The 15,557-nt window shown below is 57.5% G+C and carries 12 protein-coding genes; 7 read left to right on the forward strand and 5 right to left on the reverse strand.

The genetic code is table 11. The features are described from left to right. Positions 1 to 109: 109 nt before the first annotated feature. The 5 genes from Pla100_RS13510 to Pla100_RS13530 all read right to left on the reverse strand — a co-directional run bounded on the left by Pla100_RS13510 (position 110) and on the right by Pla100_RS13530 (position 6,301). A complete protein-coding gene (locus Pla100_RS13510) occupies positions 110 to 1,405 on the reverse strand; it encodes a methyltransferase domain-containing protein (protein ID WP_231603031.1) in 1,296 nt (431 codons plus the stop codon). Then, positions 1,345 to 2,670 carry a GTPase gene (locus tag Pla100_RS13515; RefSeq protein WP_146578242.1) on the reverse strand — a complete coding sequence of 442 codons (1,326 nt, stop codon included), beginning with the start codon at positions 2,668 to 2,670 and terminating at the stop codon, positions 1,345 to 1,347. Before Pla100_RS13515 ends, Pla100_RS13510 begins: the two co-directional genes overlap by 61 nt. A 524-nt stretch (positions 2,671 to 3,194) precedes the next feature. Further along, entirely contained in the window at positions 3,195 to 3,860 is a 666-nt protein-coding gene (locus tag Pla100_RS13520) for an HAD family hydrolase (RefSeq protein ID WP_390620606.1), read from the reverse strand. Positions 3,861 to 3,934: 74 nt separating this feature from the next. Continuing rightward, positions 3,935 to 4,996, reverse strand: coding sequence for an ATP-binding protein (locus Pla100_RS13525; protein ID WP_146578243.1), 1,062 nt, complete (start codon positions 4,994 to 4,996; stop codon positions 3,935 to 3,937). Positions 4,997 to 5,071: 75 nt separating this feature from the next. Next, positions 5,072 to 6,301 (reverse strand): alanine racemase, encoded by a 1,230-nt coding sequence (locus Pla100_RS13530; protein ID WP_231603032.1) that lies wholly within the window; start codon positions 6,299 to 6,301, stop codon positions 5,072 to 5,074. Positions 6,302 to 6,735: 434 nt separating this feature from the next. Here Pla100_RS13530 and Pla100_RS13535 point away from each other — a divergent pair, with 434 nt between their 5' ends. The 7 genes from Pla100_RS13535 (at position 6,736) to Pla100_RS13560 (ending at position 15,427) form a co-directional block, all read left to right on the forward strand. Continuing rightward, positions 6,736 to 8,850 (forward strand): HlyD family efflux transporter periplasmic adaptor subunit, encoded by a 2,115-nt coding sequence (locus Pla100_RS13535; RefSeq protein ID WP_197167915.1) that lies wholly within the window; start codon positions 6,736 to 6,738, stop codon positions 8,848 to 8,850. A 717-nt stretch (positions 8,851 to 9,567) separates the two neighbouring features. Continuing rightward, complete coding sequence (locus Pla100_RS13540; protein WP_146578245.1) at positions 9,568 to 10,947, forward strand: DUF1501 domain-containing protein; 1,380 nt, start codon at positions 9,568 to 9,570, stop codon at positions 10,945 to 10,947. Between the two features lie 162 nt (positions 10,948 to 11,109). Next, positions 11,110 to 11,811: a transposase gene (locus tag Pla100_RS13545; RefSeq protein ID WP_231603033.1), complete on the forward strand. Its 702-nt coding sequence runs from the start codon at positions 11,110 to 11,112 to the stop codon at positions 11,809 to 11,811. 157 nt (positions 11,812 to 11,968) lie between these two features. Further along, complete coding sequence (locus tag Pla100_RS13550) at positions 11,969 to 13,717, forward strand: alpha/beta hydrolase (RefSeq protein WP_197167916.1); 1,749 nt, start codon at positions 11,969 to 11,971, stop codon at positions 13,715 to 13,717. Between the two features lie 119 nt (positions 13,718 to 13,836). Continuing rightward, positions 13,837 to 14,184, forward strand: coding sequence for a hypothetical protein (locus Pla100_RS13555; RefSeq protein WP_146578248.1), 348 nt, complete (start codon positions 13,837 to 13,839; stop codon positions 14,182 to 14,184). A gap of 39 nt (positions 14,185 to 14,223) precedes the next feature. Next, complete coding sequence (locus tag Pla100_RS30765; RefSeq protein ID WP_197167917.1) at positions 14,224 to 14,400, forward strand: hypothetical protein; 177 nt, start codon at positions 14,224 to 14,226, stop codon at positions 14,398 to 14,400. Between the two features lie 7 nt (positions 14,401 to 14,407). After that, the gene (locus tag Pla100_RS13560) at positions 14,408 to 15,427 is read left to right on the forward strand and encodes an ROK family protein (RefSeq protein ID WP_197167918.1); all 1,020 of its coding nucleotides are present in this window, start codon (positions 14,408 to 14,410) and stop codon (positions 15,425 to 15,427) included. The last annotated feature ends 130 nt before the right edge of the window (positions 15,428 to 15,557 follow it).

Consider the following 15,557-nt stretch of genomic DNA (forward strand, 5'->3'; position numbering starts at 1 on the left):
TGACGCTTCGGGTTACGATGCAATCAACCGCCCGCTAGGGCGAATAGTGGCTATCAACTCGCCTCTCGCCTCTCGCCTCTCGCCTCTCGCTACTCGCCACTCGCTTTTCTCACCGACTTCGTTCGGTGATGGCGGCGAAGACTTGCTTGCCGTTTCGGCCGATCCATAGACCGAGAGGGTGGTCGCCGCAGCTTCGCAGGGTCTTGTGAAGGACCGCCGGGTCTTGGTCGGCGCCTCGTACTTTGATGACTTCCGGATAAGCGTTGCGGGCTCGGAAACAACGACGCAGTTTGCGTTGATCGCATCCGATGACCTCGAGGACTCGGGCGGTCGTCGCCATCGGCCATTCCGATGGTAAATGCTCGACGTCGTCGGCGGTTAAGAATCCGTTGAACTGATCCACCGGTGCCGCGTGAACGTGCTCCGCGAAGGCTTCGGTCAATCCGGCGGCGCGGATCGCTGCATCGGGATCGATCAAGAACTCGCCGACTTGTCGTCGCGAAGGCGCCGTTGTCTCGGCGGATGGCTCGGAGGATGGCTCGGCTCCGGCAAAGACATGTGTCGTGCCACCTCGAAGGCAAACAGCGGATCGTGTTCCGGCGATTAAGTTGAAACGGCGGATCCATGGGTGATCGAGCACATCGCCCTGCAACAACGTTTGTTCTCGAACGCTGCCGCCGGCCCCGATCCACATTCGATGAAACGAGTCGGCTTGTTCGGGATTCAAACTCGTTGCCGGTGCCATCTTGATGACGCCTCCCCGGCATCGGCGGAGGATTGCGTCAAGGCGATCCCAATCGGGCACCAGGTCGTCGCATCGCGTGTGCCGTTTGCCGTCGACGCGTCGGTCGGGATCGACATGAACGAACCGCGCCTCACCGACAAGTTGATCGACGGGCGTCGTCATCACATCGGCATGACGAAGTTCGGCGCTCGCGCCGCCGCCCCGGAGGTTTCCCGCAGCAAACGCGAGGACGTCTTCGTCCAAGTCCACTCCGGTCGTCGGGCCGCGTTTGGCGAGTGCGATCAGGTCACTGCCCAATCCGCAACAAACGTCCAAAACCACTTCGTCGCCGAACCAAGTCGCTTTGAAGTCCGCGACGGCGGCCAGGGTGGATTGTTGCAGACCGCGGCGCGTCACCCACCAAACCTCTGATCGTGACTTGCCGAACGTCCGGGTCGCTTTGACTTGCAAGGACGCGATGTCCTTAAGCACGGCCAGCTGCGCACTTGAATAACCGCCGACGTAGGATTGATGCGTCGCACCGACGGCGATCTTTGCCAAATCGTCGGTCATGTCTCGAGTGATCTCGCCCAAGATCGCGTGACGCAAGATCGTCCCCGTCACGAAACCGCTCCGGCGAGTCGGTTCAAGCACGCCAACGCCGATTCGAGATCGTCGCAACGGAGAACTTCTTGAAGGTGCTCGCGTTGTCGTTGATTGATCGGGATCGCTTGACGTTCTTCTGGATCGGCCGGTCGAAGTCGACCGATGATCGCGTCGGTTAGGTCGGCGATGCCGTCGTCGTGCGCGGATGCGTCGGGTATCTCGATCGCGATCGTGCGGAGTCGAGGGAGTTCGGCGGCACTCCGTGCACTGGCTGTTCGGAGTTCACTGGCCGCTTTTGGTTCACTGGCCGCGCTGGGTTCACAGGCTGCTTTGGGCGGTGGAAGATCCAATCGATCGGCTTGGTTGAGCACTTCCAGAACAGGCACGTTCGGTGCCAACGAGAGGATTCGTTGTCGCATCGTCGGCAACTCATCGAGGCAAGAAGGCGAGACCACCGCGACGACCAGTTCAGCCTGGGTTATCGCGATCGCGCCACGACGAATGCCTTCACGCTCGATCGCATCGCCGTCAACTCGAATGCCGGCGGTATCGGACAGACGGACGTTCAATCCGGCGATGACGGTGTCGCAGGCGATCACGTCACGTGTCGTTCCAGGTGCGTCGTGCGTGATCGCGCGACCGTAGCCCACCAAGCGATTGATCAAACTGCTCTTACCGACGTTGGGTGGTCCGGACAAAACGACCCGGTATGGATCGACCAGATGTTCACCAACGGCCGCGAACTGCATGATCCTTCGCGTGCGATCTTGCAATTCGCCGAGGTCGCCGGGGTTGGCCCACCACGATCTCAACCAATCGGCCAAGCCGAAGCGGACTTGGTTCATGGCGATGGCGGCGTTCCGTGTCGTCGAACAGCGGATCAACACCGACTCGGCTTCGCGAGTAAGCAGATCGGAGTGATGATGGCGTTCGTAATCATCAGCGTCGATCCGACGGACGCCGTTCCGGACGAGTGATTGCATGATCTTGCCGATCGCGGCGACTCCGCCGTGGGCGTGAATTTCAAACTCGTCTTCGCCGATCGGTGTCACGACGATCGATTCGCCGGCCACTTCATCGTTACGGTCGACGTTCAGATCGCCGAGCCCGTCGCCGTCGGATTCATCCGTGTCGTCCGCCCGCCAAATTCCGTAGCGGATTTGGCCGGGCCGGAATTCGCGGGGATGTGCCCGATGGAAGCACGCGTCGAGACAATGACGTGCTCGCGGACCACGCAAGCCGATCACCGCGACGGCCGACCGGCCGACGGCGGTAAGTTGAGACGCGACCGTTGGGGTGGCATCATCGAGCGGAGCATCGGGTTGGTTGTCGGGTGTCATCGTGCCGTCGGTCGCGTGGAATCACTTAGGAGCTGTTCGAGAATAAGAGCCTATCCGAAAAGGGGTCTGACCCTCTCCGGTGAGGCCAAAAACGCAATTAAAATCGACTCGCCTTCAAAAGGGTCAAACCCCTTTTCGGATAGGCTCTTTTCGTAATCCGCAGCCTAACGGCGTGTAGATCTAATCGTAACCCGAAGCGTAAGCGAGGGATCACCGGTATTGACTCATCCCTCGCTGACGCTTCGGGTTACGATGCGAACTAAGCATCGCGTGAACATTAAGTGGTGGCGACTTTCAGTCGCCAAACCCTGAAACGTCGACTGAAAGTCGACGCCACGTTAAGAATCCAGCACTTATTGTTCACGCGATGCTAATTCGACATGCCGGTAAGTGAGGGATCACTGGTACTGACTTATCCCTCGCTCACGCTTCGGGTTACGATAGTCCGGTGCGCCGGTAAAAAACGCAATTTCAAAACGGACGTGTTGGGTTACGAAATCACGAAGTTATTTCCGAACGGTTCTTTACGGTCCATCGCGAGCACTGGGCGGCAGCAGCGACCACAGCCGCTCGTCGGTCAGCGAATCGGCGATCAGGTAGGCGCCTTCGAAAGCCTGATCGCGAGTGTGTTCGTTGGGAATCGCAACGGTGACCGCGCCCGCTGCGATCGCGGCGGCGGCCCCGTTGCCGCTGTCTTCGAGAACCAGCATGTTGGTCGGTTCGATTCCAAGTTCATCGGCCGCTTTGAGATACATCTCCGGGTGCGGTTTTCCGTGAGTCACGTCGTCACCGGTCAGGATGAACTCGAGTTCGGTGTGCCAATCGGTCGTCGGCAAGATCATGTCGACGAACTTTCGTTGGCTGCTCGTCGCTAAACCAAACTTGATGCGACTGGCGATCAACCGATCGACGAACTCGGCCAAGCCCGGCATCGGACGCAACAGTTCGAGCAGCAGTTCGCCGTAGACTTCGTTGGATTCTTCCAACAGGGCGACCGGTTCGTCGCCGAGCTGGTGAAATGCGATCATTTCGGCGATGGCGTGGACGCCGACACGGCCCATCATGCGGGTTTGCAGCGCATTGCAAAAACGCTTGCCACGTCGTTGCAGCACGACATCACCGACTTGAAAATAAATCCGTTCGGTATCGAACAGCAGACCGTCCATGTCCAACGCCACGCCATGAATCAGGGGAGCGTCGGTTGTGTTTGGGTCGGTAGTGTTTGGGTCGGTCGTGTTCGGATCAGTAGTGTTTGGGTTCAACGTTAGAGATCCATTTCATCGAGGGAATCGACGAGTTGATCCAAGGCATCCTTCGGCCCCGCCGATCGCCCGGCTTGCCGTTTCTTGAGTTTCTCGTCGATGCCAACCGCATCACGCCCGGCCAACAAGAGTTGTTCGTCGCGTTCACGAGCGGCGGTGGCGATCGGGTCGTCATTACCAGCCGGTGCACCGAAAAGTTGCGACAGATCGATCTTGAATCCTTCGTCACCGTCGGTTTGGGCACCGGCGATCGCGGGGGCTTTGTGTTGTGGGAATATGATCGCGTTTTCGGGGCACACGCGGCTGCAGGCCGGGCATCCTTTGCGACAATTGTCCGGTTGTTCGACGAGGATGTTCTCGGTACCGTCGACGCCGTAAACGCCGAACAAACAAAAGTCGATGCACTCCATGCAGTTCGTGCAACGACTGAAGTCGATCACGGGATACCATCGCCGCTGAGTCGTTTCGTCGACCGATTCGATCCTGCCGCCGACGATCGGTAGCGACGCCTTGCCGTTGCGATGATCGATCAGCGGGGAGGTCGGTTCCGAATCGAGCCCCAAGATGCGATGAATCTCACCGACGAAGTCCGCCGTCGTTTCGGACACCTTCAAGTCGATGCAATAAATCGAACGGTCCGGTCGTGGGTTCAGGTCGGTGACGCGCTGAACGGCGTCCCCGTTCGGCTCGGGATCTCCGAGTTCGGCCGCCCCGTCGTTTGGAAGATCATCTTTTGAAAGATCATCTTCAGGAAGGTCATCGTCGTTACCAAGGACGACATCACCGACGTGGCCGCCGATGCCATTGCGGTCCAACACCCAGTGGGCCGCCCTCGGGAAAATCCAACTGGCCAAAATCATGTCGCCTTCGACTTCGCGAAGCCGGCGGATCGATTCGCCGTCTTTGGGCAGGTCGTAAAGGTGTGGGACGACCAAGACGTCGAGTTCAGGGATCGACGCAGCGGCCTCGGTGATGGCCTGTTCGAGGGCGCGTTTGGCCGGATTACGGGATTGGCCTTTGGACACGACCAACGTGCATGAAGCGGTCTTCTCGGCAAGAATCATGGGGATGTCCGGAGTCGGTTAGCGATCAAGGGTTCCCCGTCATGGTGACCGGCGAGGTCCGAGGGTTCAAGTCCATCAAAAGCGAATTCGTCGATCTCGGGCGACGACGTTCCAGCGTTCGACGACCCGTCGATCCCGAACAACGCCGACGTCTTGGTGCAATGCCATCGTCGGGCATATGTGGGTGGGCAGTCCGTAGAGCAGCGTACCGACGGGAATCGAACCTGCGGCCGGCGACTGGACCACCAAATGCTCTTCGCTGTGCATCACCTCCACCGCATCTGGCAGATTCAGCCAAGCAACCCGGGGGGCGGGCATTTCCGATGCGACGGCCTTGTGCCCGAGGTCCAAACACAGCAACCCATTGCCCGTTCGGTTGGCGTCGGACGTACTGGGGCGGCTGACAACCCGAGCGACGACGACGGCGGCGGGCGTGAAATCCAGATCAGGTGAGAGCCGGGGTTGCCCGGCATCCCACAGCACGGTCGTTCCGGCCCCGACCTCGACGTCGCCGATCTCGGCGAGATGCCGCGACGTGGGGGTGCCAGCGAGAACCAGTTTCGGCGACGGATGCCCGGCCGCAACGATCCGATCCCGGAGTTGCCACAGCGGAGCGAACGCTTCCTCAATCGTTGAACGCAATGTGTTCGGGTCCGACTCGTGAATGTGCCCGTCGTAAGCGTGCAAACCCAAGGCGTGAATCCCCGGTCGATCGATCATCGACTCGTAGAACCTCAAAGCGCGATCGATGCCGGCGGCACTCGATGAAGAACCCGTGCCGGAGGCACTCGATGAGAAATCCGTGCCGGAGGCACTCGATGAGAAACCCGTGCCGGAGGCACTCAGCGGGAAACCCGTGCGGTGCATGCCGACGTCCAAGTCCAACATCAGCGAAACGCGAACACCCCGGCGTTGGGCGTGTTCGTCGATCCGCCGCAGCGTTTCGTGGTCATCGACCAGAGCCGAGAATTTCGTCGCGGGGAAGGCATCGATCAGATTCAAAAGACGTTCAATATTCGGCCCCACAATCGGGTAGGCGAGCAACACGTCTTCGCCGCCGGCGGTCGCGGTCATTTCAGCTTCGGCGATCGTGGCGGCTTTGAAACGCGTGATCCCGAGACGGCGTTTCATCGTGACGACCTGTGGCAGCTTGTGCGTTTTGACGTGCGGCCGCCATTGATCGACGTTGCCAACCAAAGCGATCATTCGACACAGGTTTTCGTCAATGCGATCGGGGTACACCAGAATCGATGGCGACATGAGTTGTTCGGGCAAGTCGATTTCGTACCAGGGACGATCGGACATCAAAACGCCAATGTGAAGGGAGCATCGTTGAATAAGTGCTGGCAACTTTCAGTCGCCAGTTCCTCGAAAACGTCGCGTAAAAGTTAACGCCACCGATAGCCTATCCGAAAAGGGGTCTGACCCTTCGGAGGCGAGTATTGCTCCCCTGCCAGCTCGTCTGGCAGGAAGCCGAGGTTGGCAAGCCAGACACGAGCCGCAATTCGCCCGACCTTCCAATTTTCGCTTGTGCTCGCCGCTTGAAGCGGCGAGCACAAGTGAAAATCGGAAGGTCGGGAGGGCGTCGTTGTCTAGCTTGCGAACCTTATTTACCCACGAGACGAGCTCGTGGGGGTCAAAAAGGATGTGGGGTATAAAAACGCTGGAAGCCTATGCCACTTTTATAATGCGACAGTTAATACTCGCGTGATTCCATGCGGCAGTTATCCTGGAGCGTTATGGCAACCCCCTCCGCTCGCGAACGCGTCACCGAACTCAATCCGCTCGAATCCGGATCGGATGTGGGGGCGTTCGTTGCTGCATTGTCGGCCGAGGCCAGCGATCGTGACGAGTTTCTGCACAAGCTCGCTAGCCATTTTCAGGTTTGGTTCGCTGCCGGAGTGGTCGCAGTACACGACGACCAGTGGGACCATTCTCGGATGTTGGTCAACGATTCTTCATTGGCGGCGGGGATTGATCGCGATCGATTGCGAGATTTGCTCGTCCGGGCTGGCAAATCCGTGCTCTCGGCTCAGGTTCCGGTGCGGGACGTGAGTGGACTTGTCATGGCGGGGCAACCCGAGATGGTCGCGACGGGGTTGACGATCGAGCTGTTGCCCTCGCCTCAGCGGGTCGCAGCCGTGATCATCCTCCGCGATCCGCCGCCACCTGCCGAATTGATGGCCAAAATGAAGTTGCTCGGATCATGCGGCCGGGCAATTCAAACGACTCGGTCCGGCGTCGACGTTCCATCGAAAGAGATGCAAAGCCCATCGAGAGAGATACAAAGCGTCGACCGATCTCGATCCGTCAACGAATTAGATCGACTCGCATCGGTTCGCCAGTCGCTTCGTAGTTTTCATCAGACGCTCGATCCCACCGCGACGGCGTACCGCATCGCATCGGAATTGCCTCGCCTGTTACCGTGTGAGCGAGCGGTTGTCTTGTTGCCAACCTCAATGGGACGACGACGCAAGTATGTCGTCAATGCCATCAGTGGTTCGTCCGTGGTCGATCGCCGATCACCATTGATCCAAACCATGAATGCGTTGGCCGACAAGGTCGCGGTCATGAATCAAGCGATGATCTTGCCGCGCCAACTTCAGGACGATGCATCCGACATCACGGTGAGTGATCTTCCACCGCAAATCATGGAGCCGTTAGAGAGTTATTTGGACGAGTCGGGCGTGCTTTCTTGCGTGGTAATTCCCGTTCATACAGAAGACGAAGACCAACGGCACGACGAGTCAGGTTCGGATACGAACCTCGATCGCTCGCCAAGACAGTTACCCATCGCGATTTTGTTCTTGGAAACGTTTTCGGGACAACCGAGTCAATCGATCACACCGGCGATGCGCGAGATCACGCTCGAAGCTGCCACTGCGATTACCAACGCCACTCGTTACGACAATGTTTTCGCATTGCCGCTGCGTCGTCCACTTGCCGGTTTATCGCGGCGAGTGATTCGGAATTGGGTTGCTGTGATTAGCTTGGTGCTGATTGGCTTGGCTGCGGCTTCTTGGTTCATTCGGGTCGACCACAACGTCGTGGCAACAGGGATCGCCCGGCCCGTTGAGCGGCGTGCCATGTTTGCCCGTGTCGATGGCATCGTGGAAACGATCGCAGTCCGCGATGGCGAACGCGTGTCGGCGGACGACATTTTGTTGAGACTCGAGAACGCCGAGGTCCAACGCGAAGCTCAATCACTGGCCGGCCAATTAACGACCGCGACGGCGAAGCTGGCATCGCTGCGAGCCATGCAATTGGCAAGCAATGACGATCCCACTCAAACAGCACAAAACGTGATCGAGCAACGCACGTTAGCCAACGAGATCGAGACGCTCGGCCAACGCATCGAGATCAATCGAATGATGCAAGATGAGCTAATCGTTCGTGCTCCGATCGACGGCGTTGTGGTGGGATGGCGGATGGATGAGAAGTTGCAATCCCGCCCGGTCCGACGCGGGGATCGCTTGCTCGCGATCATAGCGCCCGATGGTGATTGGGAACTCGATTTGAAACTCGAAGAAACTAAATCAGGCGAGGTGATGCGTCGTTATCAACTTGGCGAAAAGTTGCCGATCAGTTTCGCCGTACTTTCCCGACCGACTGAGACCATGCGTGCGACGGTGCAGGCGGTCGGCGGGATCGCGCGTCGCCAAGCGGAGGGCAAGATGGTGGTCGACGTGATGGCGTCGATCGACGCCGACTCGATATCCGGATTCCAGTCCGATAATTTGCGTGGTGATATCGACGTAACGGCAAAGATCGTATGCGGTCAACGTCGTTTGATTGATAGCTGGACCGATGAGTTGGTTGCTTGGTTTCATCGGAATATCCTGTTCCGTTTCTAGCGAGGTGTTGATCGTAACCCGCAGCGTAAGCGAGGGATGAGTCAATATCAATAATCCCTCGCTTACCGACGTATTGATTGAGTCCTCATCGAAACCCGAAGCGTTAGCGAGGGATACATACAGAGGCCTTACTGGCGCTGAATCCCTCGCTCACGCTTTTTGAAGTTGCACACTTTGAGGCCTGCTCCAAAAATTGGTCTTGCGTTCGAAAGCGGGTCCACCCCATGACCAGATCATTGCATTCTCACTGTCCACAGGAAGGACCCGCGATGATCATCGTCCAACAATCCAGGTTACGTTGTACTTCACCCATCGCGTGATCCTGCTTTGCGTTTGAGTTGGTTGTAGTGAACCGATAAACGTAGCGTTTCACGCGATGGTTTCTACCCTAAAGGCGCGCTTGGTGAATAAGGCGGGGTCAAGAAAGCCGACGTCGCAAGAATCGTTCCTGCTAAAGCAGTACGTAAATGCGCAAGCCGACGGCGATCCCGGATTAACGAAGCACGACATGTTGAAAGTCTGCCAAGCGATCATCGGCAGCACCCAATTCCAATTCCTAGACTAAGCCCCCCCGTGGCGGCGACTTTCAGTCGCCGTAACAGATTCCCCAAAACACTGGCGACTGAAAGTCGCCATTACGAAAGAGGTGGCGGCGACTTTCAGTCGCCGTTGCAAATTCCCTAGAAACTGGCGACTGAAAGTCGCCACCACGGTGCCATGCAAATTCCAACTCGACGCGACGCCCTGCGATCGGCCGCTTGCGGATTCGGCGGACTCGCCCTCGCCGGACTGACATCGCAACAAGCCCTCGCGGCTCAAACGCATTTTCCCGCCAAGGCCAAACGGGTGATCTTCCTGTTCATGCACGGCGGGGTCAGCCAGATGGATTCGTTTGACCGCAAGCCACTACTGAATCAGCAACACGGCAACGCCCTGCCGTTCGACTTGCCCGGCTTGATCCGCCCCGATCGCCTGGGCAAAGTCTTTGGCGTCAAATGGGATTGGAAACAGTACGGCGAATGCGGCCAGTGGGTTTCCGAATTGTTCCCGCACACCGCCCGCGTCGTCGACAAATTGTGTTTCATCAAGAGCCTGCACACCGAAGGTGAAGCACACGGCCAAGCCGTCTTGCGACTGCACACCGGCGAAGCCGCGTTCGATCGCCCCAGCGTCGGGGCGTGGGTCAGTTACGGTCTGGGCAACGAAAACCAAGACCTGCCCGCGTTCGTCGCTCTGGACCCGCCGACGATGCACGGCGGCGTGCGACTCTACGGAAGTTCGTTCTTACCGGCCAAGCATCAAGCCATGCAGGTTCAACTGGCCAAGTCTCCGAGCAAGCGGGCTAGAATCGCGAATTTGAACAGCGACCTCTTGAGCGACGTGCGACAAAAAGAACAAGTCGACGCGATCACGGCCCTTAGTCGTTTGCATACCCAAGCGGTCGGTCACGATCCGCAACTCGAAGGCGTGATCGAATCTTATGAGATGGCGTATCGCATGCAATCGATCGCACCGGAGGTATTCGATTTGGAACAAGAGACTCAAGAAACGAAAGACTACTATGGCGTCGATCAAAAGCCCACCGACGGTTTTGCCAGGCAATGTTTGTTGGCCCGGCGCATGGCGGAAGCGGGTGTGCGGTTCGTTCAAGTTTCGACCGGATACCACTGGGATCATCACGGCAACATCGAACGGGATCTGCCCGACAGTGCCGCGCAAACGGACAAGCCCGCCGCTGCGCTCATCGAAGACCTCGATCGTCGCGGATTGCTCGAGGACACATTGGTCGTTTGGGCGGGTGAATTCGGACGCACACCGGTCGCGCAGATTGATCGCGGTGCACCCGGACGCGATCACAATCCACACGGCTACACGATTTGGATGGCCGGTGGCGGTGTTAAACCGGGTTACGCCCACGGATCAACCGACGACTTCGGTTACCTAGCGATCGAAGACAAGGTCCACATGCACGATCTGCACGCCACGATCCTGCATCTACTGGGCATGGATCACGAACGCTTGACCTACCGCTACGCCGGCCGCGATTTCCGTCTGACCGATGTGTACGGCCGGGTTGTCGACGAGGTGATTGCATAGCCTCAACCGTGGTGGCGACTTTCAGTCGCCAATTTTTGTGTGCAGGATGGCGACTGAAAGTCGCCACTACGGGGGCTACCTATTATATAATTAGGAATCGGCGACTCAATGTCGTCGCCAAGGCGTGGTGATTAAAACTTGGAGAGGGTAGCGATGTCTGGAATGTTAACAAGTGTTCCATTTCGAGGCTTCGATGAGGCCGGAACCGTACGTTCTTACTACCACGGTTACCTACCACATTGGCGTCAAACAGAATGCACCTACTTTGTCACGTTTCGTCTAGCAGACGCCGTACCCGTCGCGGTCTTGAAGGAGTTCGTGCACGATCGCGACATTTGGCTCAAGGCAAGAGACATTTGCACCAAAGATGCGAATTGGAAATCCGAGTTGCGAAAAATGAGCGACTTGGAACAAAAGATTTTTCATCAATTCCTTGGAGATCGATTTGATAAGTATCTCGATCAAGGGCATGGAAGTTGTCAGTTGAGAGATACCGAGGCACGAAAGATTGTGTGTGATTCGTTGACATTTTTTCAGGATGAGCGGTTGTGGATCAGTGACTTTGTTGTAATGCCAAATCACGTGCATGCCATCGTTCGGCCCATCAACGGATTTGAATTGGAGGTGGTGTTGAAGTCGATCAAAGGCTATACGTCGATGCGCATCAATGAGCGATTTGGGTTGAAGCCGCCGTTCTGGATGAAGGAGAGCTATGACCGAATCGTTCGCAATTTCGATGAGCTTGTTCGCATGAAGCAATACATACGAGGCAATCCCTTGGCTGCCGGCTTAGACTCGCTCCAGTTCACGCTCTTTGAGTTGGACAGTCACCCGGATGACTACCCCCGTAATGTCGACTTTTAGTTGCCTTCCCAAATAATTCAACAAGCGTTCACGAACCATGAATCGATTATATTTCTTTCGTCCTTTAGTGACGTCTGCATGTCAACGGGTTATTGGGGCATTCGCAATTTTTGTTTTTTGCGTGAGCGTTACGTGCTGCGTTGGAGCAGATCAACCCGTGCGTGAAAATCACGTGTATGCGAAGGTAGCAAACGGGAGCTTATCACTTGATTTCTATCCTCCGCTCCGTGGCGGCGACTTTCAGTCGCCGGGTTTCGGGGAACTGGCGACTGAAAGTCGCCACCACGAGGGCGGGAATCCCACGATCGTCTGGGTTCATGGAGGTGCCTGGCGGGCCGGATCGAAGAGCGATGTGCCCGTGCTGCACTGGCTTGAGCGTGGGTTTGCCATCGCGAGTGTTGATTATCGACTCAGTACAGAGGCCAAGTTTCCCGCCCAGGTCCACGACATCAAAGCGGCGATTCGTTACCTGCGCGGTCATGCGTCGGAACTGAACTTGGATCCGAATCGGTTTGTGATCGCTGGCTCGTCGGCAGGCGGCCACTTGGCTGCCTTAGTAGGCGTTTCTGGCGGCGTTGAAGAACTAGAAGGTTCGATCGGTGATCATGTTTCCGAATCGTCGGACGTTCAAGCGATCGTGTCGTTCTATGGTGCCTCGAATCTGCAATCGATCTTGTCGCAGTCCACCGAGCACGGGCTACGTGTTCGTGTTCCGGCGCTTCAACTGTTGCTCGGCGGACAGCCTGACGAAGTGCCCGAATTGGCGAAGCTGGCCAGCCCGGTTGCCCATGTCGACATATCCGATCCGCCACTGTGGTTGATCCATGGTGACGCCGACCCGCAAATGCCACCGCAGCAATCCGAGGAGCTTCGGGCGGCTTACGAGAAATTAAGTTTGCCGGTTGAGCTTGATGTAGTCGCGGGCGGCAAACACGGTGGCGAGGAGTTCTTTTCTAAGGAAAGGCTCGGTCGGCTAGCGACGGTGCTCCGCCAACGTGGCACGGCGGTCCCCGCCGTGAAAGAACAACTCCACGGTGGTGACCACCGTGCCACGTTGAAAATGCTGTTCGCGGGCAGCAGTTCGACCTACTGGAACGACATGCCCAACGAAATCGCCAAGGTCATCTCCGGCAAGGGCGGCTTAATGCAGCGCAAAACGGTCACGGCGGACTTAGTCGGCCGCAGCGGCAGTGACATACGTGTTTATTTGGATCCAGATTGCGACTACCAGTACGGCGTCAAGCCCGGACAAAGTTTTCTCGACAAGGTCCGTGATGAACCGCTGGATTACGTTGTCTTGATGACCGTTTGTCGCTTCATCATGGGCGACGGCGATGGCAATCCGGACGGCCAAGGCCACCGCGACGCGATCACTCAGTATTGCCGCGAGATTCGTGCCTCGGGTGCCGAGCCGGTGTTCTACGAAATGGGATGGGGAACGACCGATCGGGAAGCCGAAGGCCGCAAGCGATTGATGAACCTGGCTCGAGAAAACAACATCAAGATTTACGTCCCCTGTTCCACCGCTTGGGCAAAAGTGCGGTCTGAACGCCCAGACTTGAAACTACAGCACGCCAAAGACAAGAGCCATCCCGGCGACCTTGGCCATTTTCTAAACATGGCGTGTTTCTATGCCGCCTTCGTTCAGCAATCTCCCGTCGCCCAGATCCCGCGAACTTTCCACGTTTGGCCGCACCTGGACAAAGCCGAGAAGGAGTCGCTCGAAGACCAACTCGACGCATCCTTTGAATCTTTTCAGCCGGATGCCTATCAAGCGAGATTGCCCGAATGGATGCGTCGCAACGCGGGGGCCGGTTATGTCGGCAAGGTCAGCGATCAGGACGCCGCCTACTTAGAGAGCGTGGCTTGGGATACATGGCTGGAAACTCAGGAATCGCTTCGTTGAAGGCTCAACGCCACATCCATGATCCCAATTGAGCGACTTTCCGGGCAAGCTGTGCAGGATCGGTTTTGCCGATTACACTCCCTGGAATGAACTGTCCACGGAACTCCAGGAACAAAAGAATGCGATTCTCACTGACTTTGATTTTACTGTGCGTCGTGGCTTTAGGTTGCGATCAATCCGCCCCGAATCCGGGACCTGCCAATGGAGACGGTTTCAACATCGATTGGGGCAGCGGCAGTGTCAAGATTGAACCGGGAAAGGGTGTGAAAGTAGAAACACCGAACGTGAGTGTGGACGTAGAACCGGGCAAGCGAGTCGACGTCAAAGCGCCTGGGGTCAAAGTGACGCAAGAGTCCGGTAAAGGCGTTGACGTGCAAGCGCCGGGGGTCAACGTCAACTATGAGAATGGAAAGGGCGTCGACGTTTCAGCTCCCGGGGTCGACGTCGATGTGAAATCGGCCGAGTAGACAAGTTCGCTGTCGCTGTCGACCTCCGAATCAAGGCGCTTGCAGGCGACGGTCCGCTCACAGGGTTTGGAAGTCACTGCCATCGGTTACGTCAACGACCGACAGCCGCTGTGGTGGGAACGCACCCTATACCTTAGCGATCAATATGAATTCCACAGCCGGATGGGGTCGATCCAATCGGCGACACCCGCCCGCGGCAAACTTCGCAGTCCGTGAACCGGAAATGAATCAACAACAGGAAACGGATCAGTTGTTTGCCGGCGTCGATCTGGGTGGGACCTCCATCAAGGTCGCCTTAGCAGATTGTCTCGGCAATCGAATGTTGACTCGTGCGATTCCGACGCATTCCCATCGCGGCGCGATCGATGTCGTCCAGCGAATCGGCACGCTCATCGGCGATCTGTTGAATCAGTCTGGCAAGGCACCGGAACAGTTGCACGGCATCGGCGTTGGCGCACCGGGATTGGTGGACGTTCACGAAGGCGTCACCAAGTTCTTGCCTAACTTTCCGACTCATTGGCGTGATGTGCCCGTCACGGCGATGTTGCAGGAACACTTTCAAGTTCCCGTGCGGCTACTCAACGATGTCCGCTCGGCGACGCTCGGCGAGTTGCGGTTCGGGCATGGCTGCAATCATCCTCGCTTAACGATGGCGTTCTTTTCCATCGGTACCGGAATCGGTGGCGGACTGGCGCTGCAAGGGAAGCTCTGGCTGGGGCCGCTGGGCGCGGCCGGTGAACTCGGTCATCAAACGATCATTCCTGACGGGCCGCGTTGCGGTTGCGGAAACCGAGGTTGCTTGGAAGCCATTGCAAGTGGTACCGCGATCGCCGCCGAAGGAGTTCGACTGATGCGGTGCGGCCTTGCACCCTCGCTGCATGAATCGATCGACGGAAATGCCGATCGCGTCACGGTTCGAGAAATGACGGCGCACGCCGATCAAGACCCGCCGTTAAAGGAAGCCCTCATCGAAGCCGCCAAATCAATCGGCATCGCGGCGGCCAACGTCGTCACGATTTTACATCCGGACATGATCGTCTTGGGGGGAGGTGTCGCGGAAATGGGGCCGCTACTGACCGACACCGTCCGTCAGGTCATTCGCGAACGCGTGGGCATGATGCCCACCGATAACGTCCGTGTCGAGCGTTCCCTCTTAGGCGAACACGCCGGTCTGCAAGGTGCGATCGCGCTCGCCATGGGGCCTGTTGAACTTTCCGGTCCCATTGTCGAAGGAACCCATTGATGAAACTCCAATACGCCGACTTATCCAAGATGTTTGATATCAAGCCGTATGCCGTCAAGCAGGCGGTCGTATAGTAGCTCAATCCACAAGGCGATGAAAAGTTGCTCACTCGCGTGCCTTCTCATCAACG

It is taken from the genome of Neorhodopirellula pilleata (assembly GCF_007859915.1).
In the GTDB taxonomy this organism is placed as follows: Bacteria; Planctomycetota; Planctomycetia; order Pirellulales; family Pirellulaceae; genus Rhodopirellula; species Rhodopirellula pilleata.

What these genes read in the sequence shown, in the direction of transcription:
- Pla100_RS13525 (WP_146578243.1), bottom strand. Translation starts at nt 4,996, where the DNA reads ATGATTCTTGCCGAGAAGACCGCTTCATGCACGTTGGTCGTGTCCAAA.
- Pla100_RS13535 (WP_197167915.1), top strand. Translation starts at nt 6,736, where the DNA reads ATGGCAACCCCCTCCGCTCGCGAACGCGTCACCGAACTCAATCCGCTC.
- Pla100_RS13515 (WP_146578242.1), bottom strand. Translation starts at nt 2,670, where the DNA reads ATGACACCCGACAACCAACCCGATGCTCCGCTCGATGATGCCACCCCA.
- Pla100_RS13540 (WP_146578245.1), top strand. Translation starts at nt 9,568, where the DNA reads ATGCAAATTCCAACTCGACGCGACGCCCTGCGATCGGCCGCTTGCGGA.
- Pla100_RS13545 (WP_231603033.1), top strand. Translation starts at nt 11,110, where the DNA reads ATGTTAACAAGTGTTCCATTTCGAGGCTTCGATGAGGCCGGAACCGTA.
- Pla100_RS13530 (WP_231603032.1), bottom strand. Translation starts at nt 6,301, where the DNA reads ATGTCCGATCGTCCCTGGTACGAAATCGACTTGCCCGAACAACTCATG.
- Pla100_RS13560 (WP_197167918.1), top strand. Translation starts at nt 14,408, where the DNA reads ATGAATCAACAACAGGAAACGGATCAGTTGTTTGCCGGCGTCGATCTG.
- Pla100_RS13555 (WP_146578248.1), top strand. Translation starts at nt 13,837, where the DNA reads ATGCGATTCTCACTGACTTTGATTTTACTGTGCGTCGTGGCTTTAGGT.